Here is a 23,590-nt window from a genome sequence, read left to right as displayed (position 1 = left end):
TCTCCCTAGGCGAGGCGGACGCGCGGGTCGATGAGGGCGTAGACGGCGTCGACGACGATGTTGAGGACCACGATCGCGGTGGCGGCCACCATCATCACGCCGAGCAGCGTCGGCAGGTCATTGGTGGATACGGCCTTGACCGAGAGTGCGCCGATGCCCTGGAGACTGAAGGTCTTCTCGGTGATGATCGCGCCACCGAGGAGTACGCCGAGATCGAGGCCGAAGATCGTGATGATCGGTCCCATGGCTCCGCGCCAGGCGAATCTGAAGAAGACGGTCCGCCGGGAGAGGCCCTTGGCGCGGGCCGTCCGCACGTAGTCCTCGCTCAGCGACTCCACCAGCTGGGACCGGGCCATACGGGTGTAGTTGGCCGTGAAGATGACGGACAGGACCAGCCATGGCAGCAGAAGGCCGGAGAACCAGGCGCCGGGATTGTCGGTGAGCGGTGTGTAGCTCGGCCGGTCCAGCAGGTGCAGCTGGTCGGTGAGGAAGTACATGGCGACCACGCCGACGATGTAGATCTGCAACGAGGAGGCGACCAGCGACGCGGAGGAGGCGACCTTGTCGAGCAGCTTGCCCTGCTTGACCGCGGCGAGCATGCCGGTGCCGACGCCGAAGATGACGAAGACGAAGGCGCTGCCGACGGAGAGCGAGAGGGTGGTCGGGAACCGGTCGACGATGGTGCCGAAGACCGGCTCGCGGTTGATGAACGAGTAACCCAGGCAAGGGGCCGGGCAATGACCGTACGACGCGTAGTCGCGACCGAAGAAGACCCCTTGCAGCCAGTGCCAGTACTGCACCGGTATCGGGTCGGCGATCCCCAGGTTCTGCCGTACCAGTGCGAGCGTCTCGGGAGTGCAGACCTTGCCGCAGGCTACCCGGGCGGGGTCGCGCGGGGCGGTGTAGAAGAGGACGAAGACCAGGGCGCTGATGATCAGCAGGATGACCGCGGCGCCGACGACACGGCGGAGAAGAAAGCGCAGCATGGCAGTGGGTTTTCCTGACGGATGCCGAGAGGGAGGAGGGGGAGCGGGTGACTCTCCGCTGGAGAGTCACCCGCTCCCCGCGGGGGCCGTTCGTCAGGCCTTGACGTACGTCTTGTAGAGCAGCGTCGCCGAGAACATCGGGTCCATCATGGCGCCGCCGACCTTGGAGCCGTACAGGTAGAAGCGCCGCTGGAAGGTCTCCGGGATGATCGGGGCGACCTCGTCCATGATGCGCTTGTCCAGCGCTGCCCAGGCCTCGCCGGCCTTCTTCTGGTCGCTGATGACGACGTTCTCCTTGATGGCGGCGTCGATCCAGTCGACCTTCGTCTGGGAGACGTTGTTCTGGCCGTTGCCGACGGAGACGCTGTCGAAGAGGGGCTGGATCATCGTGTACGCCGTCGGCCAGTCGGGCGACCAGCCGAACCACATGACGTCGAAGCTGTTGTCGACCTGCTGGATCTGGTCGTAGTAAGAGGTCGAGTCGACGGCCTTGATGACCGGCGTGAAGCCGGCCTTCTTGAGCGCGCTCTCGATGACGACGGCCGTCTTGTCGTACGTCGGGCTCTGCGGGTACGCGTAGACGACCTTCTGACCGAGCTTGCCGGCCTTCTTGAGGATGGCCTTGGCCGCCTCGGCGTCTCCCTGCGGCGTCTTCAGCTTGCCGTAGAGGTCGAACTCCTTCCGGCCCAGGATGTCGGGGCTGAGGATGGTGCTCGCGTAGTCGCCCGCGGACGGCCCGCCGTAGATCTTGCGGATCTGCTCGAGCGGCCAGGCGGTGTTGAGCGCCTTGCGCACCTCGAGGTCGGTGGTGCGCTTGCAGTTGATCGCGTAGTAGTACGTGCCGGTGAGCAGACCGTTGAAGGTGCGCTTCTTCAGCTCCGGGTCGGTGAGCACCTTCTGCATGCGCTCGGCCGGCACGGACTTGTAGATGGAGACCATCTGCTGGTCCTTGCCCTGGTCCGCGATGAACCGGTCCGCGGACTCCAGCGAGGTGGGGCCGAACTCGAACTCGAAGCTGTCCGGGTAGGCGTTGCGGATCGGGTCGGTCGCCGGGTCCCAGTGCTTGTTGCGCGTCAGCGTCATCGACTTGTCGATGGAGCGGTGCTTGATGATGTACGGGCCGCAGGAAGCCGGCTGCTTGTCGTACTTCTCCTTGGTGTCCAGCTTCATCGAAGTGGCCGCGTAGGAGCTCATGGCCAGCGTGAAGTTGAAGTCCGGACGGGGCTCCGCCAGCTTAAAAGTGATCGTCTTCTTCGCCTTGTCGGTGACGATCGAGTCCAGGTGCTTCCCGCCGTACGGGCCTTCGTAGCCCTTGCGCCAGTCACCCTTGCCGGTCAGGGCCTGCTGGACGTAGGCAGCTCCCTCGGTGATGAACGGCGCCCACGAGCGCTCGATGCCGTGACGGACGTCCTCGACCGTCAGTTCGCTGCCGTCCTGCCACTTGAGACCGTCCTTCAGCGTGAAGGTCCAGGTCTTGTTGTCGGCGGACGCGGTGCCGACATCGGTGGCGAGGTCGCCGACGAGGGTCGCGGCGCCCTTCATGTCGATCTTGTAGCCGGTGAGGCCACGCGCGAACATGAGCGCCCCGGAGGAGTTGAACGCGAAGTAGATGCGCTGCGGGTCGAGGTGGGAGAAGTCGTCCTCGGAGACGCCGTAGATCGTCCCGCCCTTCTTGGCACCGGGAACCTCCGGAGCCGGCCCCGTCGAGTCCTCCTTGGTGCCGATCTTGACGGAGGCACCGGTGTACTCGGTCGCGCCCGCCTGCGGCGTGCCCTTGCCGCCGCCTCCGCCGGCGTCACCGCTGCTGCACGCGGAGAGAACGAGTGAGCCGCCCGCCGCGACGGATGTGGCGATGACGAAGTTTCTGCGGGAGAGAGACATGGCAACCTGCCCTGGTCGGTGAGAAGGGACGAATGATCCGGCGGAGCCCCGTCGCTCCGGTCCGGGGCGGAACTGTCAGCGCTTGGTCTTCGGGTCGAGAGCGTCGCGGACCGAGTCGCCGAGAAGGTTGAACGCGAGGACGAAGACCACCATCGTCACGCCCGGGAAGAGCATGAAGGTGATGTCGTCCTGATAGACGTCGGCACCGCGCTGAAGCATCACGCCCCAGTCGGGCGTCTTCGCGGTCAGTCCGACACCGAGGAAGGCGAGCCCCGCCTCGGCGGTCACGAACATCGGGAGAGCGAGGGTCGCCTGGATGAGGATCGGCGTCCACAGATTGGGCAGCAGTTCCTTGAAGATGATCCGGACCGGCGAGGCGCCGGTCACCTTGGCGGCCTCCACGAACTCCCGCTCGCGCAGGGCCAGTACCTCGCCGCGCAGGAGACGCGCGATGGATGCCCAGCCGAACGCGGTCATCACCAGGATCAGACTGGTGACGGTGAGCCAGATCGGGGTGGATTCCTCGGGCGAAACCAGGATCGACATGAGTACCGGCCAGAAGGCGATGAAGAACAGCGTCGAGGGGAACGCCAGCAGGATGTCGATGACCCGGCCGATGAAGTAGTCGGTCTTCCCACCCAGGTAACCGGCGGTCACGCCGATCGCAATGCCGAGGAAGGTCACCAGGAGTGTTGTCACACCGGCGATGAACAGCGAGTTGCGGATGCCGTAGAGGAGGAAGGTGAAGAGGTCACGGCCGAGCTGTGGTTCGATCCCGAACCAGAAGTCGCTGCTGATCCCGCCGTTGGGCTTGATCGGAAAGCCGAAGTCGTTGAGCAGACCCTCTTGGTCCTGCCCGTACATCGTGTGCGGGTCCTTGCCGTACAGCTTCGCGATCAGCGGTGCGCAGATGGCGATCACGAAGAAGAAAATGACCACATAGGCCGAAATCACGCCCGTACGGTCACGCTTGAAACGCAGCCAGGCCATCTTGCCCGGTGAGCGGCCGTCGCCGCCCTTGACCGCGGACGGGCCCGTTGTGGACTGCGGCTTCGCGTCCTCCACCTCAACGGGCGTGGTTGCGTTCGAAGTTGGAATCGTCATGGTGCTCCTGGCCCGGAGGGTCGAAGGACTCCGCAGGGCACACCTACGGGCTACCCGGACCTTTTCAACGCAATTCATGCAGAGTCAATGAATGGTCGGTCCCCATGGGTCGCTCTTTGGAAATTTGACCACTTCATGGTCTCTTGATGAGCATATCTTTACCCGTTGTTAACTTCCCCGAAAGCGCATTCGGGGCCATCGAGGGTGAATCGGGCAATGGGTCCGATATTCGGGCGGCAGTGTCTCGGAATTCGTACATCCGGTCAGGTGTGTACATGGATGATGCGCATTCGATGCGTGGCCGTTACCGCTCGGACGCTGGTCAGGTTCACGCCCGGCCTGTCCGTGGTCGTGTCGAGTGGCACCCGGGTCCCCCGCCCGGCTGGGGTCAGGTGATTCCGGCGCGCCCGGATGGCGGGGGTAAATGTGTGGAAAGAGTGTTATGCGGTGATATTCGACTCTACGTAAGGCGGAGCACAAAGAGGAGGCACTCCATGCGCGGAGCCACACAGGCCAAGTGGGCCGCATGTGCGGTGGTCGTCGCCCTGGCGGCGACGGCATGTGGCGGCGGGGGCAACAGCAGTGGTGGCGGCGGTGGGGCGAACGGAATCGTGAGCTCCTCCTGGGGTGACCCGCAGAACCCGCTGGAGCCCGCCAACACCAATGAGGTGCAGGGCGGCAAGGTCCTCGACATGATCTTCCGGGGACTCAAGAGGTACGACCCGAAGACCGGTGCGGCCACCGACATGCTCGCCGAGAAGATCGAGACCAAGGACAACCAGAACTTCACGATCACCGTGAAGGACGGCTGGACCTTCAGCAACGGCGAGAAGGTCACCGCGAAGTCGTTCGTGGACGCCTGGAACTACGGGGCCCTGCTGAAGAACAATCAGAAGAACGCCTATTTCTTCGGTTACATCGACGGATACAGCAAGGTCCACCCCGAGTCGGGCAGCTCCAGGGCGAACACGCTCTCCGGCCTCAAGCTCGTCAACGACAAGACCTTCACGGTCAAGCTGATGCAGAAGTTCTCCCTCTGGCCCGACACGCTCGGCTATCCGGCCTTCGCCCCGCTGCCCAGGACCTTCTTCACCGACCACGCCGCCTGGGTGTCCAAGCCGATCGGCAACGGCCCGTACACCATCGACAACTACACCAAGGGCTCGTCGATGAACCTGCGCAAGTGGGACAAGTACCCCGGGGCCGACAAGGCGCAGAACGGCGGCATCGACCTCAAGGTCTACACGGACAACAACACCGCCTACACCGACCTGACGGCCGGCAACCTCGACCTCGTCGACGATGTGCCCGCCTCGCAGCTGAAGAACGTCAAGGCGGACCTCGGCGACCGGTACATCAACACCCCGGCCGGCATCATCCAGACCCTCGCCTTCCCCTTCTACGACAAGAAGTGGGACACCCCCGGCGGCATCAAGGTCCGCCAGGGCCTGTCGATGGCGATCAACCGCGATCAGATCACCAGTCAGATCTTCCAGAAGACCCGCACCCCCGCCTCCGACTGGACCTCCCCGGTCCTCGGCGTGGACGGCGGATTCAAGAAGGGGTTGTGCGGCGCACCCTGCGAATACAACGCGGCGAACGCCAAGAAGCTGATCCAGGAGGGCGGCGGCATCCCCGGCGGCCAGCTCAAGATCTCGTACAACGCGGACACCGGCTCCCACAAGGAGTGGGTCGACGCCGTCTGCAACAGCATCAACAAGGTGATGGGCAACAACAAGGCGTGCGTCGGTGCCCCGGTCGGCACCTTCGCCGACTTCCGCAGTCAGGTCTCCCAGCAGAAGCTGAACGGCGCCTGGCGGGCCGGCTGGCAGATGGACTACCCGCTCATCCAGAACTTCCTGCAGCCGGTGTACTACACCGACGCCTCGTCCAACGACGGCAAGTGGAGCAACAAGCAGTTCGACGGCCTCGTCGACAAGGCCAACGCCGAGTCCGACAAGGCCAAGGCCGTCTCGACCTTCCAGGACGCGGAGAGGGTCCTGGTCGCGCAGATGCCCGTGATCCCGCTCTGGTACCAGAACGGCAGCGCCGGTCACTCGGACCGGATCACCGATGTGTCGCTGAACCAGTTCAGCGTCCCGGTGTACGAGCAGATCAAGGTCAAGTGACCCGTTGAGGCCGGGTGGCCGGTGCGTTCCTGGCACCGGCCGCCCGGCTTCCGCATCCCGTCGACGCGTCACTCCCCAGCCACGCGCCTTTGACCCCCGCGACCTCCGGAGCCCTTCATGGGACGTTATGTGATCCGGCGGCTGCTGCAGATGATCCCGGTCTTCTTCGGCACCACGCTGTTGATCTTCCTCATGGTGAACGTGATGGGTGATCCCATCGCGGGCCTCTGCGGCGAACGCCAGTGCGATCCGGCGACCGCAGCACAACTCCGCTCGGAATTCGGCCTCGACAAGCCCGTCTGGCAGCAATACCTGACCTACATGGGCAACGTCTTCACCGGCGACTTCGGCACCGCGTTCAACGGGCAGAAGGTCACCGAACTGATGGCGACCGCCTTCCCCATCACCATCCGGCTCACCATCGTGGCGCTCTTGTTCGAGATCGTCATCGGCATCAGCCTCGGCGTCGTCACCGGTCTGCGCCGCGGCCGCCCCATCGACACCACCGTGCTGATCCTGACCCTGGTCGTCATCTCCATCCCGACCTTCGTCACCGGTCTGCTGCTCCAGCTCCTCCTCGGTGTGAAGTGGGGGATCATCCATCCGTCCGTCTCCTCACAGGCGCCGCTCGACGAACTCATCATCCCGGGGCTCGTCGTCGCCTCCGTCTCCCTGGCGTACGTCACCCGGCTCACCAGGACCTCGATCGCCGAGAACGCCCGCGCCGACTATGTCCGTACCGCCATCGCCAAGGGCCTGCCCAGGCGCCGCGTGATCATCCGGCATCTGCTGCGCAACTCCCTGATCCCCGTCGTCACCTTCATCGGTACGGACGTGGGCGCCCTGATGGGCGGGGCGATCGTCACGGAGCGGATCTTCAACATCCACGGCGTCGGCTATCAGCTCTACCAGGGCATCCTGCGACAGAACTCCCAGACCGTCGTCGGGTTCGTCACCATTCTGGTCCTCGTCTTCCTGGCGGCGAATCTCATCGTCGACCTGCTGTACGCCGTACTCGACCCGAGGATCCGCTATGCCTGAGCAGACACCGGACGAGGCGATCTCGTCGGCCGGAGCGGGAGGTGCGATGGACCTCGCCCTGGAGGAGGGTGCGACCCTCGAAAAGACACCGGGCGGCCCCGAAGGTACCGGCCCCGCCGAGAAGCCGCGCAGTCTGTGGTCCGACGCCTGGCGGGACCTGCGCCGCAACCCGGTCTTCATCATCTCCGCCCTGATCATCCTCTTCCTGGTGATCATCTCGATCTGGCCGTCACTGATCGCGGACCAGGACCCACTCAACTGCAACCTGGGCAAGGCCCAGGAGGGCTCACAGCCCGGCCACCCCTTCGGCTTCGACGGACAGGGCTGCGACGTCTACACCCGGACCGTCTACGGGGCCAGGAACTCGGTGACCGTGGGCGTCTGCGCCACCCTGGGCGTCACCCTGCTCGGCGGCCTCCTCGGCGGCCTTGCCGGCTTCTACGGCGGCCTGTCGGATTCGTTCCTCTCCCGCATCACCGACATCTTCTTCGGTATCCCGGTGGTCCTCGGGGGCCTGGTCTTCCTCTCCGTGGTGCCGAGCTCCACCGTCTGGCCGGTGATCGGCTTCATCGTGCTGCTGGGCTGGCCGCAGATCGCCCGTATCGCACGTGGCTCGGTCATCACCGCCAAGCAGAACGACTACGTCCAGGCGGCCCGCGCGCTCGGCGCCTCCAACTCGCGGATGATGCTGCGCCACATCGCGCCGAACGCCGTCGCCCCTGTGATCGTCGTCGCGACCATCGCCCTGGGTACGTACATCGCTCTGGAGGCGACTCTCTCGTTCCTCGGCGTCGGCCTGAAACCGCCTGCCGTCTCCTGGGGCATCGACATCTCCGCCGCGGCCAACTACATCCGCAACGCCCCGCACATGCTGCTCTGGCCCGCCGGGGCGCTGGCGATCACCGTGCTCGCGTTCATCATGCTCGGCGACGCGGTGCGCGACGCCCTCGACCCCAAGCTGCGCTGAGGAGCCCGTTGCCATGTTGCTCGAAGTGCGCGATCTGCACGTGGAGTTCCACACCCGCGACGGGGTGGCCAAAGCCGTCAACGGGGTCAACTACTCGGTGGCCGAGGGTGAGACGCTCGCCGTCCTCGGCGAGTCCGGCTCCGGCAAGTCGGTCACCGCACAGGCGATCATGGGCATTCTCGACATGCCCCCGGGAAAGATCAGCGGCGGCGAGATCGTCTTCAAGGACCGCGATCTGCTGAAGATGAAGAAGGAGGAGCGCCGGAAGATCCGCGGCCAGGAGATGGCCATGATCTTCCAGGACGCGCTCTCCTCCCTCAACCCCGTGCTCAGCGTGGGGGAACAGCTCGGCGAAATGTTCGTCGTCCACCGCGGGATGTCCCACAAGGACGCCAGGCTCAAGGCCGTCGAGCTGATGGACCGGGTCCGCATCCCGGCCGCCAGGGAACGCGTCGGGAACTACCCGCACCAGTTCTCCGGCGGCATGCGCCAGCGCATCATGATCGCCATGGCGATGGCGCTGGAACCTTCGCTGATCATCGCGGACGAACCCACCACCGCCCTCGATGTGACCGTCCAGGCCCAGGTGATGGACCTGCTCGCCGAGCTCCAGCGCGAGCTCAACATGGGACTCATCCTGATCACTCACGATCTGGGCGTGGTCGCGGACGTGGCCGACTACATCGCCGTGATGTACGCGGGCCGGATCGTCGAGTCGGCCCCCGTCCACGAGATCTACAAGGCCCCCGCCCACCCGTACACCAAGGGCCTCCTCCAGTCGATCCCGCGCCTGGACCAGAAGGGCCAGGAGCTGTACGCGATCAAGGGCCTGCCGCCCAACCTGCTGCACATCCCGCCCGGCTGCGCCTTCAACCCGCGCTGTCCGATGGCTCAGGAGATCTGCCGAGGCGAGGTACCGCCTCTCTTCGAGGTGGCCCGGCACCGTGAGAGCGCCTGCTACTTCTGGAAGGAGACGCTCGATGCACGCTGAACCGGGGAGCGTCCGCGTGGGCGGCGAACCCATTCTGCAGGTACGCGATCTGGTCAAGCACTACCCGCTGACCCAGGGCATCCTGATCAAGAAGCAGATCGGCGCCGTCAAGGCGGTCGACGGGGTCTCCTTCGACCTGGCGGCGGGCGAGACGCTCGGCATCGTGGGGGAGTCGGGCTGCGGCAAGTCGACCGTGGCCAGGATGCTGGTGCATCTGGAACAGCCGACGGCCGGTGCGATCAGGTACAAGGGCGAGGACATCACCAAACTGTCGGGACGCGCGTTGAAGGCCGTGCGCCGCAACATCCAGATGGTGTTCCAGGACCCGTACACCTCGCTCAACCCCCGGATGACCGTCGGCGACATCATCGGGGAGCCGTACGAGATCCACTCCGAGGTGGCCCCGAAGGGCGACCGGCGCAGAAAGGTCCAGGATCTGCTGGACGTCGTCGGGCTCAACCCGGAGTACATCAACCGCTATCCGCACCAGTTCTCCGGCGGCCAGCGCCAGCGCATCGGCATCGCCCGCGGGCTGGCCCTGAACCCCGAGATCATCGTCGCCGACGAACCCGTCTCCGCCCTCGACGTCTCCGTGCAGGCGCAGGTCGTCAACCTGCTGGACCGGCTCCAGGCGGAGTTCGGGCTGAGTTACGTCTTCATCGCGCACGACCTGTCGATCGTCCGGCACATCTCCGACCGGGTGGGCGTGATGTATCTGGGCCGGATCGTCGAGATCGGCACCGACGAGCAGATCTACGACCACCCCACGCATCCGTACACCCAGGCGCTGCTGTCCGCCGTCCCGGTGCCGGACCCGATGGCCCGCGAGCACCGGGAGCGGATCCTCCTGCACGGCGATGTCCCCTCGCCCGCCAACCCGCCCTCCGGCTGCCCGTTCCGCACCCGCTGCTGGAAGGCGCAGGAGCGGTGCGAACGGGAAGTGCCGCTGCTGGCGGTGCCGGCGGTCTTCCGGCCGGCGGACTCGCCGGCCAGGCACGATTCGGCCTGCCACTTCGCGGAGGAGAAGCAGGTGGTGCCGCCGGAGGGGCTGCTGGAGACGCCGGGGGAGACGGTGGTGGGGAAGGCGGTTTCGCAGGAGAAGGCGGACGAGTCCGGCCAGGAGGACCCCCCGGGCCCGTCCGACGCGGTGGGCCACGAGGACGGACCGCCGTCCTCCGGGAGCAGCCGGGCCGGCTGACCGCAAACACGTTGACGCGCGGGCAACTCGGCTGTCTCACAGCCGACATACGAACGCGCCACCATGGTCGGCGTACGGCCGTGCGGGTGCCGTGAACCGGCCGGGGGCCGTCAAGTCTCCCCGGCCGGTTGCCCGTTCGCGCACTGCCCGGACAACTCCCTTGTCCGGCGGGCCGCGACGGTGGAGTATCGCTCGCGTGATACTCACACGGGGGGCCAGGATCACCGGCGCCGTTCTCTGCGCCCTGCTCGCGCTGATCGTCGCCGGCTGGCTCGTACGGGATTTCAGGGCGGTCGAGGAGCCCGCGGATCTGGTGCGGTACTGGGCCGGCTACTACGACGTGCGGCTCTCCGCGATGCCCACCACCTCGGCCAACGACGTGGCGCTGCTCGTGGTGTATGTCGTCGCCTTCTTCGCGGCCCTGCGGTCCTCGGCGGCCGCCACCGCCCTGGTCGCCACCGGAGTGGTGACGCTCGCCATGCGGCTGCCCGGGCTCTGGAACATCGGCGAGCCCGCGATGAGTGCCCGCTTCGCCGACGACCTCCGTACCCGCGCCCTGATCTGTTCCTTCGCGGCCCTCGCGGCGGGCATCGCGCTCGTCATCACCGCGGGGGCCGGACGCAGACCGCCGCGTGACTTCTCCGAACGCACGCCGACCCGGCCGGGCCGGGGCGCGGGTGTGACCACCTTTCTGCTGCTGGGCGCCTCGGGGGCGGTCGTGATCGCCTGGGAGATCCGTCAGGTGGTGCGGTTCCCCGACATCTTCCCGCAGTGGTACGTGGGCGGGGACCGGCTTTTCCAGGGGCTGATCGATCCGCCGCCCGGCTGGGGCGACGCGGTCATCGCGCTGCTGTGTCTGTTCGCGGCGGTGAGCGCGCTCTCCCGCGCCGTGCACGCACGGCCGTTCGGCCTGATCGCCGTCGGTCTGCTGCTGACCGGCGGGGTGACGGGAGTGTCCCGCGCCGTGCACTACAAGATGCTCGACCGCTTCGGCGATCTGCCGACCGAGGACCAGCTCACGGTGGTGACCTGGTTCTTCGAGGCGGTCGTCGCCGTGGTGGTGTTCATCGTGCTGGCCCGGCGGGGCTCCGCCGACGCCCTTGACGGGCCCCACCAGGGCTATGACCAGGGGTACGGCTATCCGCCGCCCGGCGTCTTCGGTCCGCCGCCCCCGTCCCAGCCACCGCCCGGCTGGTGACGGGCGCGGCCGGAAGCGATCACCGGGCGCCGCCGGTCAGGTCACCCCCGCAGCTCCAACGACCGCTTCAGGAAGTCCACCTGGAGCAGCAGCAGATTCTCCGCCACCTGCTCCTGCGGCGTCATATGTGTCACCCCGCTGAGCGGCAGCACCTCGTGCGGGCGCCCCGCCGAGAGCAGCGCCGACGACAGCCTGAGCGAGTGCGCGACCACCACATTGTCGTCCGCCAGACCATGGATGATCATCATCGGCCGGACCTGGTCCGCGGCCTCGGAGAGCCCCTCGTCCGTCAGCACCGAGTTGTGCGCGTACACCTCCGGCTGCTTCGCCGGGTCGCCGAGATAGCGCTCGGTGTAGTGGGTGTCGTACAGCCGCTGGTCGGTCACCGGCGCGCCCACCACCGCCGCGTGGAAGACATCCGGCCGCCGCAGCACGGCCAGGGCCGCCAGGTAGCCGCCGAACGACCAGCCCCGGATCGCCACCTTGCCGAGGTCCAGCGGGAACCGTCCGGCGAGCGCGTGCAGCGCCTCGATCTGGTCGTCCACGGTGAGGACGAGGTTGTTCTTGACAGCCTTCTCCCAGCCCGGTGAACGCCCCGGTGCGCCCCGGCCGTCCGCGACGACCACCGCGAAGCCCTGATCGGCGAACCACTGCGACGTCAGATGCGGATTGTGGGCGGCGAGCACCCGCCGGCCGTGCGGACCGCCGTACGGATCCATGAGTACCGGAAGCGGGCCGTCCGACTCTTTGTACCCCTCGGGGAGCAGCACGGCGCACGGAATCCGCCGTGCGCCCCCCTCGGTGAGGTGCACCCGCGCCGACAGAACCGGCTCTTCCGCATGGCTTGCGACGGTGGCGATCCGCTTGCCGTCCCGGAACACGTCGGCACGGGCCCCCGGCCGCTCCAGCGAGTGGGAGACCAGCACCGTCACGTCGCCCGCGCGGACGGCCGAATGCATCCCCGCCCCTTCGGAGACCCGCTCGACGCCCAGCTCATTGACCCGGTACACATGGCTTTCGCCGATCTCCGGCTCCGCGGCCTCCTCGCCCGCCGACGCCGAGATCAGGACATCCGACTCACCGATGTCCAGGACCGCCTGGAGCTGCAACTGCGCCCCGGTCAGCAGCCGGTCGCCGACCGCGAGCACCCGCGCCCCGCCCTCGTCCGCGATCCGCACGAGCCGCCCGTCCGGCGCCCAGGCGGGCACGCCGGGGAAGATTTCCAGCCAAACCGGGTCCTCGTCGACATGTACCGTCCGCGTCGTACCCGTCTTTGTGTCCACCGCGAGGAAGAGCTGGCTCTGCTGGTCCCGGGCCTGCACGAGCAGCAGCGGAGCCCCGGCCGACGACCAGTGCACCTGTGCCAGATACGGGTGGCGTGCCCGGTCCCAGAGCACTTCGGTACGGGTGCCGTCCAGGCCCACCACGAAGAGCCGCACCTCGGCGTTGGGCGTCCCGGCCGCCGGGTAGGCGACCTCGGCGGGCCTGCGCTCCGGGTGTGCGGGATCCGCGATCCACCACCGCTGTACGGGGCTGTCGTCGACTCTGGCGACCAGCAGCCGGTCCGACTCCGGTGACCACCAGAAGCCCCGCGAGCGCTGCATCTCCTCGGCCGCGATGAACTCCGCGAGGCCGTAGGAGATGTTCGCGCCCTCCGGCTCCGCGAGCGCCCGGTCCCCGTCGCCCTCGGCACCCACGACACGCAGCGCGCCCTTCGACACATACGCGATGCGGCGCCCGTCCGGTGACGGCCTCGGGTCGATCACCGGGCCCGGCACCGGCAGCGCACGCGCCGTACCCGCCCGCAACTCCGCGACGTACACCTTCCCGGAGAGCGCGAAAGCGGCCAACTCGGCCGCCGCGTCGACCGCGTAGCCGACGATCCCCGATGAACCCTCACGGCTGCGCTCGCGCCGTGCCCGCTCCTGGGCCGACAGCCGCTCCGCCGAACCGCCGAGCAGCGTCTCGGGGTCGGCGACGACGCGCTCCTTCGGCGTACCGCCCGCAGGCAGATCCAGCACCCACAGCCGGCCCGTCCGGTCCGTGCCGGAGCCCGACCGCAGGAAGATCACCCGCTCCCCGTCGGGTGAAACGGTGAACGCGCGGGGAGCGCCGAGGGTGAAACGCATCGTCCTGGCGTGCTGGCGCGGAAATGAGATCTTCTGCGAAGTCATGAGCCCGAACCTAGTCCCCGACCGCCCGGTCGTGCGCCCCTCGTGCTGCTGTGCCCCGATCAATGCGGTGCCACGGATAGTTATGATCCGTAGCGCTTGGTGGGTATGAACCTGCTGGCTCCATGTGTGCTGCCCGTCCCGACCGTACTGATGGAGGTGAACCGCCGTGGCACTCTCGATTTCGGCGGTGGTGCTGCTGGCGATCGTCGTCTTCCTGCTGATCCGGAAATCCGGACTTAAGGGCGGACATGCGGTGGTCTGCGCGCTGCTCGGTTTCTATCTCGCCAGCTCGTCCATTGCGCCCAGCATCTCGAACCTGACCACGAATGTGGCCGGGATGATCGGAAGCCTCAAGTTCTGAGAGGGCGGTTCGAACCGCTCTCTGAGCCCCGGCTCGTCGGCGGCTCGTGCGCGGGCGCGGTCGGACCAGGGTCTGCCCGGCTCGTAGGCTGGTCCCCATGACGGACCATCCCGCCCGGCGTCTGCTCCTGGTGCACGCGCACCCCGACGACGAGTCGATCAACAACGGCGCCACCATGGCCAGGTATGCGGCCGAGGGTGCCCAGGTCACCCTGGTGACCTGCACGCTCGGCGAGGAGGGCGAGATCATCCCGCCCGCGCTCGCCCATCTCGCGGCAGACCGGGACGACACCCTGGGCCCCTATCGCCAGGGCGAACTGGCCGCGGCGATGAAGGAGCTCGGGGTCACCGACCACCGGCTCCTCGGCGGCCCAGGACGCTTCCGCGACTCCGGAATGATGGGCGCCGAGCAGAATCACCGCCCCGCCGCCTTCTGGGACGCGGACGTGGACGACGCAGCCCAGTACCTCGTGGAGGTGATCCGCTCGGTGCGCCCGCAGGTCCTCGTCACCTACGACCCCGACGGCGGCTACGGGCACCCCGACCACATCCAGGCGCACCGCGTCGCGATGCGCGCGGCGGAGCTCGCCGCCGATCCCGCGTACCGCACCGGGGCGGGCGCGGTGCACACCGTCGCGAAGATCTACTGGAACCGGGTGCCGCGTTCGGTCGCCGAAGAGGGCTTCGCGCGCTTGCGGGACACGGTGCCGGACGCCTTCCCGGGGATCGCCGCCATCGACGACGTACCGGGTGTGGTCGACGACACGAGGATCACAGCGCAGATCGACGGCTCCGCCCATGCGGCGGCCAAACGCGCGGCGATGCGGGCCCACGCCACGCAGATCGCCGTGGACGGCCCCTTCTTCGCCCTCTCCAACGACCTCGGCCAGCCCGTCTTCACCACCGAGTACTACGAGTTGGTACATGGCGCCTCCGGGGCCCCTCAAGGGGTGCGCGAGGACGACCTGTTCGCCGGTGTACCGGGGGCGGAACAATGAGCGGCAAGCAGCGCACACCGCGCACCGGCGCACCCTCCCGGGACGTTCGGGGCACCGGTCTCGCCGCGCCCCTCAACCCCGGGCGGATCGCCGCCTATGCGGGCCTCGCCGTGCTCGGCGCGCTCGTCGGGATCGCCGGGGCGCTCGTCCAAGCCGCCTGGTTCCCCGGCGGGTTGCTGCTCGCGCTGGCCGCCTGCGCCGGACTGTTCTACGGCGGGCGCTGCGTCTTCGGCACCCAGCTCGGCGCCCTGGCACCCGCGGCGGGCTGGCTGATTTCGGTCCTTCTACTGCTCGGCGGACGACCGGAAGGCGACTATGTCTTCGGCGATGAAACGGGCCTCACCCTTTTCCTGCTGGGCGGGATGGTGATCGCTGTGATCTGTGCCACCATGTCGCGGTCGCCTCAACCGGGCGCCGACAGCGGCCGACCTGGCAAGTAGAGTGCCACGTCCGATCCCGTAATGCCCCTTGTCCGTCCGGTGGTCACGCAGTCGTTTCCCCCGGTCGCGGGGTGTCTGTCGGCGGCGGCCAGTAAGGTGGTCCGCGCGCCGAGCCGTCCCCTGGCCTGCGGCATGGGGGAAGTACGGGCGGCGGAGCCAATCGGGAGAACCTGCTTTGAGTCGTGAAACTGACACTTCGTCCTCCGGGCCCCAGGGGCGCGGGGGAGCCGCGTACCCCTCGGGGACGCCGCCGTACGGATCCCGCCAGTATCCGTCGCTGCACCCTTCGCAGGACGCCCCGGAGGGGGCCCCGGAGCCTGCGGACCCGCCTCAGTCCGAGGAGCCGAGGACCGAGACGACGCTGACGACGCGCATCCGGATCAACATTCCGGGCTCGCGTCCCATCCCGCCGGTTGTCATGCGTACGCCCATGAGCGACGCCGACACGGCCGAAGGCGAGCGCACGGGCAGCATTCCGCGCCCCGGCTCGCCCGCGCCGGGCGGCGCGTCGGGTGCGTCCGACGCCGACCCGGGCGCCGAGGCGAGAGCCGGTTCTTCCGCGCCCGCGGAACCGGCTGCCGACAAGCCGGCCAGGGAGAAGAGCGGCAGCGACTGGTTCGCCCCGCGCAAGGCCCCCACGAACACCTCGGTCGTCGGCGGCAGCGTTGCCGGTGGCGCCGACGGCCCCACGGGCGAGGCACCCACCCCGCCCCGCGCCGACCTGCCGTACTTCTCGGACGGCCCGCAGCGCGCGGCCGACCAGGACGCACCCCGCCCCGGTGGCAGCGCCCTCGACGAGTTCGGCCACGGCGGCCCCGCAGCCGGCCCGCGCCCCACGCCGAACCTCGGGGTGCGTACGCCGGGCCCCTCCGGACCCACCGCGGGCCCGGTCACCGGCGCCTCGTCCCTCACCCCGAACCTCGACGGAGCGGGCGGCCCGGGCCCCGGCGGTCCGCGAGGCTCCGGTGGTCCCGCGGGCCCGCAGGGTCCTGGCGCATCCGGTGGCGTGCCCCCGCGGATGTCCGACGACACGGCGGTGCTGACGCCTCAGTTCGCGGCCCCGGCCTCCGCCGGGCCCGGCGGCAACGTCTCCGGTGACACGCTCACCAGCGGCATCCCCGTCGTTCCGCCGGAGCACCGCTCGCCGTCCCTGTTCCCGAGCGCGGGCGGCGCCGGTGGCGGGCGTCCCGATCTGACTCCCCGTATCCCGGACGACGCGATGGGCACCGGACCGGCAGGACCCGGCGGTCCCGCCGCCCCGGCGCCCACCCCCGCCGCCCGTCCCGCCCCGGCGCCCGCGCCCGCGAAGAAGAAGGGCCGCTCCAAGCTGGTCCTCCTCTGCGTCGGCGTCGTCGGTCTGCTCGGTGTCGCGTACGGCGCCGGATTGCTGATGAACCACTCCGACGTCCCGAAGGGCACCACCGTCCTCGGCGTCGACATCGGCGGCGGCACGAAGGAGGAGGGCGTCGCGAAGCTGGACGCCGCCCTCGGCAAGCGCGCCGAGACTCCCCTCCAGCTCTCCGTGGACGGCAAGAAGACCGAGCTCGCACCGGACAAGGCCGGGCTCGGCCTCGACAGCCAGGAGACCGTGCGCTCCGCCGCGGGCAGCGACTACAACCCGGTCTCCGTCATCGGCTCCCTCTTCGGCGGCGAGCGCACCGTCGACCCGGTGATCCCGGTCGACGAGGAGAAGCTCGGTGTCGCGCTGACGGACCTGGCAGGTGTCTCCGGCTCGGCCAACGACGGCACGATCAGGTTCGAGCCGGGCAAGGCCGTCGCCGTACCCGGCAAGTCGGGCAAGACGCTGGACGTCAACCAGTCGATGATCTCGGTACGCGACGCGTACCGGGCCCAGGTGCAGACGGGCAAGGCGGCCACCGTCGAACTGCCCGTCACCACCAGGGAGCCCACCATCAGCCAGGCCGAACTGGACCGGGCGATGAAGGACTTCGCGAAGCCCGCGATGTCCGGCCTCGTCACCATCAAGGCCGGTCCCAAGCAGATCCAGTTCGGCCCGGCGAAGTCGCTGCCGCAGATCCTCACGATGGTGCCGGTCAAGGGCCGACTGGTCGAGCACTACGACAAGAAGGCCATCGACACCCTCTGCGACGGCGTCTTCGACGGCATCATGATCACCAAGGGTGACGGCAAGAAGCACCAGATCGGTGCGGACGATGTGGCACAAGCCATGCAGACCGCGCTGCTTGGCAGGACCACCGCCGAGCGGACCGTCACGATCGGCCTGAACGGCAACGGATAACCGCCCCACCAAGGCGAACCGCACCGCACAACCGCCCCCGTCCGGACTCCCGGCCGGGGGCGGCGTCGTGTTCGGCGGCATACGGCACTGCAGCGGCGTCGTGTTCGGCAGACGTACGGCACGACAGCGGCGTCATGCGCGCGGCATGACATCTGTCATCCCGTTTCCACGACCCGCGGCCCTGCCGGACGTACCCCCTTCTCCGCCAGGCTGGACGCATGACAACGACAGCCACCGAGGCCACTGGGGCGAAGACCGCCGTGGTCCGCTTCGACCAGGTCAGCAAGGCCTACGGAGCGGTTCGCGCCGTCGACGGACTCACCCTCGACCTGCACCCCGGCGAGACCGTGGCGCTCCTCGGCCCCAACGGCGCCGGAAAGTCCTCCACCCTGGACCTGCTGCTCGGCCTGCGCACCGCCGACTCCGGTTCCGTCCGGGTCTTCGGCACGACCCCGCAGGGTGCCATCGCAGCGGGCCGCGTCGGCGCGATGCTGCAGAGCGGCGGTCTGATGGAGGACGTCACGGTCGAGGAGCTGGTCCGCCTCGCCTGCGAACTGCACCCCAGGCCCTACCCGGTCGGCGAGGTGCTGTCCCGGGCCGGCATCGCGCAGATCGCCGACCGCATGGTCAACAAGCTCTCCGGCGGCCAGGAGCAGCGCGTACGGTTCGCGCTCGCCACCGCCGGGGCCAACGACCTGATCGTCCTCGACGAGCCGACCACCGGCATGGACGTCACCGCCCGCCAGGCCTTCTGGGCCACGATGCGGGAGCAGGCCGAGCAGGGCCGTACCGTCCTGTTCGCCACCCACTACCTCGAAGAGGCCGACGCGATCGCCGACCGCGTCCTCGTCCTCCACAAGGGCCGGCTGCTCGCCGACGGCACCGCCGCCGAGATCAAGGCGAAGGCCGGAGCCCGCCGGATCTCCTTCGAACTGGAGGGCCCGGTCGACGAAGCGGCCCTGCGCGCCCTGCCGTTCCTCTCCGCGCTCGACATCACCGGCAACCGGGTCCGCATCCAGTCGCACAACGCCGACGCGACAGTGCACGCCGTCTACGCACTCGGCCTCTACCCGCGCGAGCTCGAAGTCGCGGGACTCGGTCTGGAGCAGGCCTTCGTAGCCATCACCGAGGCCGAGGAGGCCAGGACCGCATGCTGAGTTTCTTTTCGTGGGCGTTGATCAGGCTCGAAGTGACCCGCACCCTGCGGAACAAGAAGTTCATGTTCTTCTCGGTCATCTACCCGTCGGTGATCTATCTGCTGATCTCCGGCACCCGGAACACCACCGACAAGGTCCCGCACAGCGATCTCACCTTCCAAGCCTTCTTCATGGTCTCGATGGCCTCCTTCGGCGCGCTGACCGCTGTCCTCATGGGCAACAGCGAACGCATCGCCAAGGAGCGCGAGAAGGGCTGGGTCCGCCAGCTCCGGCTCACCGCACTGCCCAGCCGCGGCTACGTCCTGGCGAAGATCGCCGGCGCGGCGATCGTCACCCTGCCCTGCATCGTGGTCGTTTTCCTGGTCGCCGCCGGCGTCAAGCACGTACGGCTGGACACCTGGCAGTGGTTCACGCTGGCCGGGGTCATCTGGGCCGGTTCACTGGTCTTCGCCGCGCTCGGGGTCGCCATCGGCTACATCGCCAGCGGTGACGCGGTCCGCCCGATCACGATGATCATCTACTTCGGGCTGTCCATCCTCGGCGGTCTGTGGATGCCCAGCGCCACCTTCCCGCAGTGGCTGCAGAACGTTTCCGAGTGGCTTCCCACCCACGCGTACGCTTCTCTCGGTCAGGCGATCGAGATGGGCGGCTCGCCGCACGCCAAGGACGTCGCCATCCTCTGCGCCTACTTCCTGATCTTCGCGGGCGGCGCGGCCTGGCTCTACCGGAAGGACACCCTGAAGGCGTGAACGACGAGGAGACGTCCGTAGGTATCGGGTTCGCGGCGACGGGCCGCCGACAGGTGTGGATCAAGCTGTTCTGGATCGGCATCTGGCTCGCCTTCATGAGCGCCCCGGTCAAGGATCTGGCCGACGGCGACCACACGCAGTGGGCGACCGCGCTGGGCGCACTCGGTCTGCTGGTCTTCGTCGGGGCCTATCTGGTCCTGGTCTTCCGCCACACGTCGAAGGCCCTTGACCGGCGCGCCGTCCACACGACGATCGCCTTCCTCGGCGCCCTCGCCGCCGTCCTCTCCCTGACGCTCGGCGCCGCGTGGCTGGTCCTCTTCGTGTACGTGGCGGTCTCCGTCGGCGCCACCATGCCGCTGAGGAACGCCCGTTGGCTGATCCCCGTGGTCGTCGCCGCACTGGTCTGCATCGGACTGACCGTCGACCACCCCCGCGAGATCACCACCGCGCTGGTCTTCCCGGCGCTGTTCGGCGGGTTCGCGATGACCGGGGTACGGCAGCTGATCCGCACGACGATCCAGCTGCGCGAGGCCCGCGCGACCGTCGCCCAGCTCGCCGCCAACGAGGAGCGGCTCAGGCTCGCCCGCGATCTGCACGACCTGCTCGGCCACTCGCTCTCGCTCATCACGCTCAAGAGCGAACTGGCCGGGCGGATGCTCCCCGGCCACCCGGAGCAGGCGGCCGCCCAGGTCGCGGACATCGAACAGGTCAGCCGCCAGGCCCTGGTCGACGTGCGCAGCGCCGTCACCGGCTACCGCCGGCCCACCCTCCCCGGCGAACTGGCCGGAGCCCGTACCGCACTCGCCGCGGCGGGCATCACCGCCGACGTCCCGGCCGAGGCCCCCGACGGCCTCCCCGAGAAGCCGGAGGAGGTGCTCGCCTGGGCGCTGCGCGAAGCCGTCACCAATGTCGTACGCCACAGCAGCGCCCGGCACTGCACCGTAATCCTCACCCCGCGCCAGACCCTCGACGGCAGGGTCCTCGAACTCACCGTCGCGGACGACGGCGTCGGAGCCGCGGGTACGAAACCGGGCAACGGCCTCACCGGCATCACCGAACGCCTCGCCACGGTCGACGGCACGCTGACCACCCGGGCCGGTAACTCCGGTTCCGATAAAGGCTTCACCCTGACCTTGAGTGTTCCGCTCGGTTCCGGCCTAGGATCCACGGAATGAGCATGATCAGACTCCTCCTCGCCGAGGACCAGTCCATGGTGCGCGAGGCCCTCGCGGCACTGCTCGGCCTGGAACCCGACATCGAGGTGGTGGCCCAGGTCGCCCGCGGCGACGAGGTGCTGGCCGCGGCCCACGAGCACCGCATCGATGTGGCGCTGCTGGACATCGAGATGCCGGGCATGACCGGTATCGACGCGGCAGCGGCCCTGCGGCGCGAACTCCCGGCCGTGAAGGTCGTCGTCGTCACCACCTTCGGTCGCCCCGGCTATCTGCGCAGGGCCATGGAGTCGGGCGCCGACGCCTTCCTGGTGAAGGACGCGCCCGCCGCCCAACTGGCCTCGGCGGTACGGAAGGTGCTGGCGGGCGAGCGGGTCATCGATCCCACACTCGCGGCGGCCGCACTCGCCGACGGGGCGAGCCCGCTCACCGACCGCGAACGCGATGTGCTGCGCTCGGCGGCGGACGGCTCCACCAACGCGGAGATCGCGGCCGCGCTCCACCTCTCGCAGGGGACGATCCGCAACTACCTCTCCATGGCGATCCAGAAGATGGCGGCCCGAAACCGGGCCGAGGCGGTCCGCATCGCCCAGGAAAAGGGCTGGCTGTAGAGCCGTAGCAGCAGGCCGAGGCCCGGCCGCCGTTGTCGCCGCGACCGGACCCCGCTCCCCCCCGGCTACGGGAAGGACACCACCTGCGACGGAACGGTGCTCGCCCCGGACGTGGCGGATCCGGTGTCGTTGATGACGTGCTCGTACGGTCCCTGACCGCCGAGCGGGACCACCAGCAGATCGTGGAACCTCACGCCCGGCTTCACCGGCACCTCGAAGCCGTGGTACTGACGGGTCGTCGGGTCGACGTTGTAGTGACAGTAGCTGCCCATGCCCTGGCGCTCGGCGTGCTTGCCGCAGGGGCGGTCGGCTTCGTCGTGGCGTGGCCGACGGGCATCAAGACAGCTCCGGCGACCAGAACGATGCCGGTTGCGATCGCCGGGCGGCGGCGGTGGGAGAGCACGGGCACGTTGATCAACTCCGGTGTTCAGAAGGTGAATCGGGGCGACAGGAACTCAGGCTCCGTGCCGCCCCGTACGACCTCCCGGCCCGGCGGGTGGCTGTATCCCGGCGTCGACCGTCGACCGGCCGTCAGCCATTCTTGGAGGATTCGAGGTGGGCGAAGGCCACCACGTTGTCCTCGTAGTGCTTGGCCTTCCTGTTGTACGGGCCGCCGCAGGTGATCAGGCGCAGCTGCGCGGACGGGGTGTCCGAGTAGACGCGCTTGTTCGGGAACTTCGCCTTGCTGAACGTCTCGACGGAGTCGACCTTGAATGTGGCGACCGATCCGTTGGCGCGGGTGATGTCGACCGTGGAACCCGGCTTGAGGAACTGGAGCTGCAGGAACACGGCCGGACCGGTCGTCGTGTCGACATGGCCCGCCACGATCGCGGCACCACGCTCGCCAGGGGTGACACCGCCCTTGAACCAGCCCACCAAGTTGCTGTCGTTCGGGGGCGGCGGGTTCAGCCGACCGTCGGCGCCGATGGACAGGTCGGTGAACGGTGCCTTGACGGCGAGGGACGGAATCTGCAGCCGCGTCGGGACGGAACGCGACATCGCCGGGCCGACGGCGGGCGCCGACGGGGTGACGGGTCGGGGCGCGGCATGGGAGCCGAGGACCTCGGGTACGGCTGCGGGCGCGACGGCGGCGGGTGGGGCGGGCGGCTTGTCGTCGACCGAGGTTTCGATGGAGTTGTAGATCACGAGCATGCCGACCCCGGCTGCCACAGCGGGCCACATCAAGGCGCGGCCCAGTGGGGTTCCGGGGGCAGTCCGGGTTGGGATGGAGCCGGGAGACTGCGGGGCGGCCATGGGAACGTGCCTTTCGGTTGTGCGGTGTTGGAGAGGAGAAAGGAGAAAGGGGGGAGGGGTGGGGTGCGGTGGTGGGGTGGTGGTGTGCAATCGAAGCCGCGGCCGCCGCCCCGAGGGACGACGGCCGCGACAAACGAAACGACCAGTCAGCCGTTGGGCCCGGTCAGGCGATCGCACCGCCCGACGACTGGCGACGGCGCAGCTTGTACGCACCGACGCCGATGCCACCGATCAGCAGCGCCGAGCCGGCGGCCAGGCTGCTGTTGGTCGTAGCCATCCCGCCGCCACCGGCGTTGACGCCGCCGCTGGGCTTGCTCTCGTCGCCGCTGAGGCCGCCTTCGGCGCTGCCGCTGGACTTGCCCTCGTCGCTGCCGCTGGACTGGCCCTCGTCGTCGCCGCCGCGGCCACCCTCGTCGCTGCCGCGACCGCCTTCGTCGTCGCTGCCGCGACCGCCCTCGTCGTCGCCGCCGCGGCCACCCTCGTCGCCGCCACGACCGCCTTCGTCGTCGGTGATGACCCGGGCCATGAAGCCGCCGCCGGCGTTGACGCCGCCGCTGGGCTTACTCTCGGTGCTGCTGCTGGACTTGCCCTCGTCGCTGCCGCTGGACTTGCCCTCGGCGCTACCGCTGGACTGGCCCTCGTCGTCGCCGCCGCGGCCACCCTCGTCGCTACCGCTGGACTGGCCCTCGTCGCTGCCGCGGCCACCCTCGTCGTCGCTGCCGCGGCCACCCTCGTCGCTGCCGCGGCCACCCTCGTCGTCGCCGCCGCGGCCACCCTCGTCGCCGCCACGGCCGCCTTCGTCGTCGGTGATGACCCGGGCCATGAAGCCGCCGCCGGCCTGAACGCCACCGCTGGGCTTGCCCTCGGTGCTGCCGCTGGACTTGCCCTCGGTGCTACCGCTGGACTTGCCCTCGGTGCTG

The 23,590-nt window shown here is 68.8% G+C and carries 20 protein-coding genes and 1 pseudogene; 14 read left to right on the top strand and 7 right to left on the bottom strand.

The genetic code is table 11. From position 1 onward, the window contains the following. Nucleotides 1–5: 5 nt before the first annotated feature. The 3 genes from IEZ15_RS01945 to IEZ15_RS01935 form a co-directional block, all read right to left on the bottom strand. Nucleotides 6–986, bottom strand: coding sequence for an ABC transporter permease (locus tag IEZ15_RS01945; protein WP_189273616.1), 981 nt, complete (start codon nt 984–986; stop codon nt 6–8). Between the two features lie 93 nt (nt 987–1,079). After that, complete coding sequence (locus tag IEZ15_RS01940) at nt 1,080–2,867, bottom strand: ABC transporter substrate-binding protein (protein ID WP_189273615.1); 1,788 nt, start codon at nt 2,865–2,867, stop codon at nt 1,080–1,082. 75 nt (nt 2,868–2,942) lie between these two features. After that, nucleotides 2,943–3,971, bottom strand: coding sequence for an ABC transporter permease (locus tag IEZ15_RS01935; RefSeq protein WP_189273613.1), 1,029 nt, complete (start codon nt 3,969–3,971; stop codon nt 2,943–2,945). A 494-nt stretch (nt 3,972–4,465) separates the two neighbouring features. Between IEZ15_RS01935 and IEZ15_RS01930 the strand changes: the two genes are divergently transcribed. The 6 genes from IEZ15_RS01930 (at nt 4,466) to IEZ15_RS01905 (ending at nt 11,495) form a co-directional block, all read left to right on the top strand. Continuing rightward, on the top strand, nt 4,466–6,100 hold the full coding sequence (locus IEZ15_RS01930; protein ID WP_189273611.1) for a peptide ABC transporter substrate-binding protein: 1,635 nt from the start codon (nt 4,466–4,468) through the stop codon (nt 6,098–6,100). 117 nt (nt 6,101–6,217) lie between these two features. After that, nucleotides 6,218–7,141, top strand: coding sequence for an ABC transporter permease (locus IEZ15_RS01925; protein ID WP_114246459.1), 924 nt, complete (start codon nt 6,218–6,220; stop codon nt 7,139–7,141). Continuing rightward, entirely contained in the window at nt 7,134–8,108 is a 975-nt protein-coding gene (locus tag IEZ15_RS01920) for an ABC transporter permease (RefSeq protein ID WP_189273610.1), read from the top strand. Before IEZ15_RS01925 ends, IEZ15_RS01920 begins: the two co-directional genes overlap by 8 nt. A 13-nt stretch (nt 8,109–8,121) precedes the next feature. After that, a complete protein-coding gene (locus tag IEZ15_RS01915) occupies nt 8,122–9,099 on the top strand; it encodes an ABC transporter ATP-binding protein (protein ID WP_114246461.1) in 978 nt (325 codons plus the stop codon). Then, nucleotides 9,089–10,297 carry an ABC transporter ATP-binding protein gene (locus IEZ15_RS01910; protein WP_189273608.1) on the top strand — a complete coding sequence of 403 codons (1,209 nt, stop codon included), beginning with the start codon at nt 9,089–9,091 and terminating at the stop codon, nt 10,295–10,297. The genes IEZ15_RS01915 and IEZ15_RS01910 overlap by 11 nt, the downstream gene beginning before the upstream one ends. A 196-nt stretch (nt 10,298–10,493) precedes the next feature. Next, nucleotides 10,494–11,495: a hypothetical protein gene (locus tag IEZ15_RS01905; protein WP_229845683.1), complete on the top strand. Its 1,002-nt coding sequence runs from the start codon at nt 10,494–10,496 to the stop codon at nt 11,493–11,495. A 41-nt stretch (nt 11,496–11,536) separates the two neighbouring features. On the opposite strand, the gene IEZ15_RS01900 is transcribed toward IEZ15_RS01905, so the two are convergent. Further along, nucleotides 11,537–13,669 carry a S9 family peptidase gene (locus IEZ15_RS01900; protein WP_189273606.1) on the bottom strand — a complete coding sequence of 711 codons (2,133 nt, stop codon included), beginning with the start codon at nt 13,667–13,669 and terminating at the stop codon, nt 11,537–11,539. Between the two features lie 166 nt (nt 13,670–13,835). On the opposite strand from IEZ15_RS01900, the gene IEZ15_RS01895 reads away from it, so the two are divergent. The 8 genes from IEZ15_RS01895 (at nt 13,836) to IEZ15_RS01860 (ending at nt 21,416) form a co-directional block, all read left to right on the top strand. Further along, the gene (locus IEZ15_RS01895; protein WP_093896879.1) at nt 13,836–14,030 is read left to right on the top strand and encodes a hypothetical protein; all 195 of its coding nucleotides are present in this window, start codon (nt 13,836–13,838) and stop codon (nt 14,028–14,030) included. Nucleotides 14,031–14,127: 97 nt separating this feature from the next. Continuing rightward, complete coding sequence (mshB, locus tag IEZ15_RS01890) at nt 14,128–15,027, top strand: N-acetyl-1-D-myo-inositol-2-amino-2-deoxy-alpha-D-glucopyranoside deacetylase (protein ID WP_114246464.1); 900 nt, start codon at nt 14,128–14,130, stop codon at nt 15,025–15,027. Then, nucleotides 15,024–15,467 (top strand): DUF6113 family protein, encoded by a 444-nt coding sequence (locus tag IEZ15_RS01885; protein WP_114246465.1) that lies wholly within the window; start codon nt 15,024–15,026, stop codon nt 15,465–15,467. Before mshB ends, IEZ15_RS01885 begins: the two co-directional genes overlap by 4 nt. 175 nt (nt 15,468–15,642) lie before the next feature. Further along, nucleotides 15,643–17,727 (top strand): hypothetical protein, encoded by a 2,085-nt coding sequence (locus tag IEZ15_RS01880; RefSeq protein ID WP_189273605.1) that lies wholly within the window; start codon nt 15,643–15,645, stop codon nt 17,725–17,727. Nucleotides 17,728–17,945: 218 nt separating this feature from the next. Continuing rightward, nucleotides 17,946–18,884, top strand: a complete 939-nt coding sequence (locus tag IEZ15_RS01875) for an ABC transporter ATP-binding protein (protein WP_189273603.1) — start codon at nt 17,946–17,948, stop codon at nt 18,882–18,884. Further along, nucleotides 18,878–19,633, top strand: coding sequence for an ABC transporter permease (locus tag IEZ15_RS01870; protein ID WP_189273601.1), 756 nt, complete (start codon nt 18,878–18,880; stop codon nt 19,631–19,633). The genes IEZ15_RS01875 and IEZ15_RS01870 overlap by 7 nt, the downstream gene beginning before the upstream one ends. Next, nucleotides 19,630–20,808 (top strand): sensor histidine kinase, encoded by a 1,179-nt coding sequence (locus IEZ15_RS01865; RefSeq protein ID WP_189273599.1) that lies wholly within the window; start codon nt 19,630–19,632, stop codon nt 20,806–20,808. Before IEZ15_RS01870 ends, IEZ15_RS01865 begins: the two co-directional genes overlap by 4 nt. Then, complete coding sequence (locus tag IEZ15_RS01860; RefSeq protein WP_189273597.1) at nt 20,805–21,416, top strand: response regulator transcription factor; 612 nt, start codon at nt 20,805–20,807, stop codon at nt 21,414–21,416. Before IEZ15_RS01865 ends, IEZ15_RS01860 begins: the two co-directional genes overlap by 4 nt. Nucleotides 21,417–21,481: 65 nt before the next feature. Here IEZ15_RS01860 and IEZ15_RS01855 read toward each other — a convergent pair. The 3 genes and pseudogenes from IEZ15_RS01855 to IEZ15_RS01845 form a co-directional block, all read right to left on the bottom strand. Continuing rightward, nucleotides 21,482–21,700, bottom strand: a pseudogene (locus IEZ15_RS01855) (coagulation factor 5/8 type domain-containing protein); the annotation flags it as partial. Nucleotides 21,701–21,947: 247 nt separating this feature from the next. Next, nucleotides 21,948–22,670, bottom strand: a complete 723-nt coding sequence (locus IEZ15_RS01850; protein WP_114246471.1) for a class F sortase — start codon at nt 22,668–22,670, stop codon at nt 21,948–21,950. Between the two features lie 163 nt (nt 22,671–22,833). Continuing rightward, nucleotides 22,834–23,590: hypothetical protein (locus tag IEZ15_RS01845; protein WP_194535959.1), on the bottom strand; the 757-nt coding region annotated here is incomplete at its 5' end.

This window comes from Streptomyces atratus, from assembly GCF_014648655.1.
GTDB lineage: Bacteria > Actinomycetota > Actinomycetes > Streptomycetales > Streptomycetaceae > Streptomyces > Streptomyces atratus.
The sequence above is the reverse complement of the archived record's forward strand: the minus strand, read 5'-3'. Positions and strand labels throughout refer to the sequence as shown.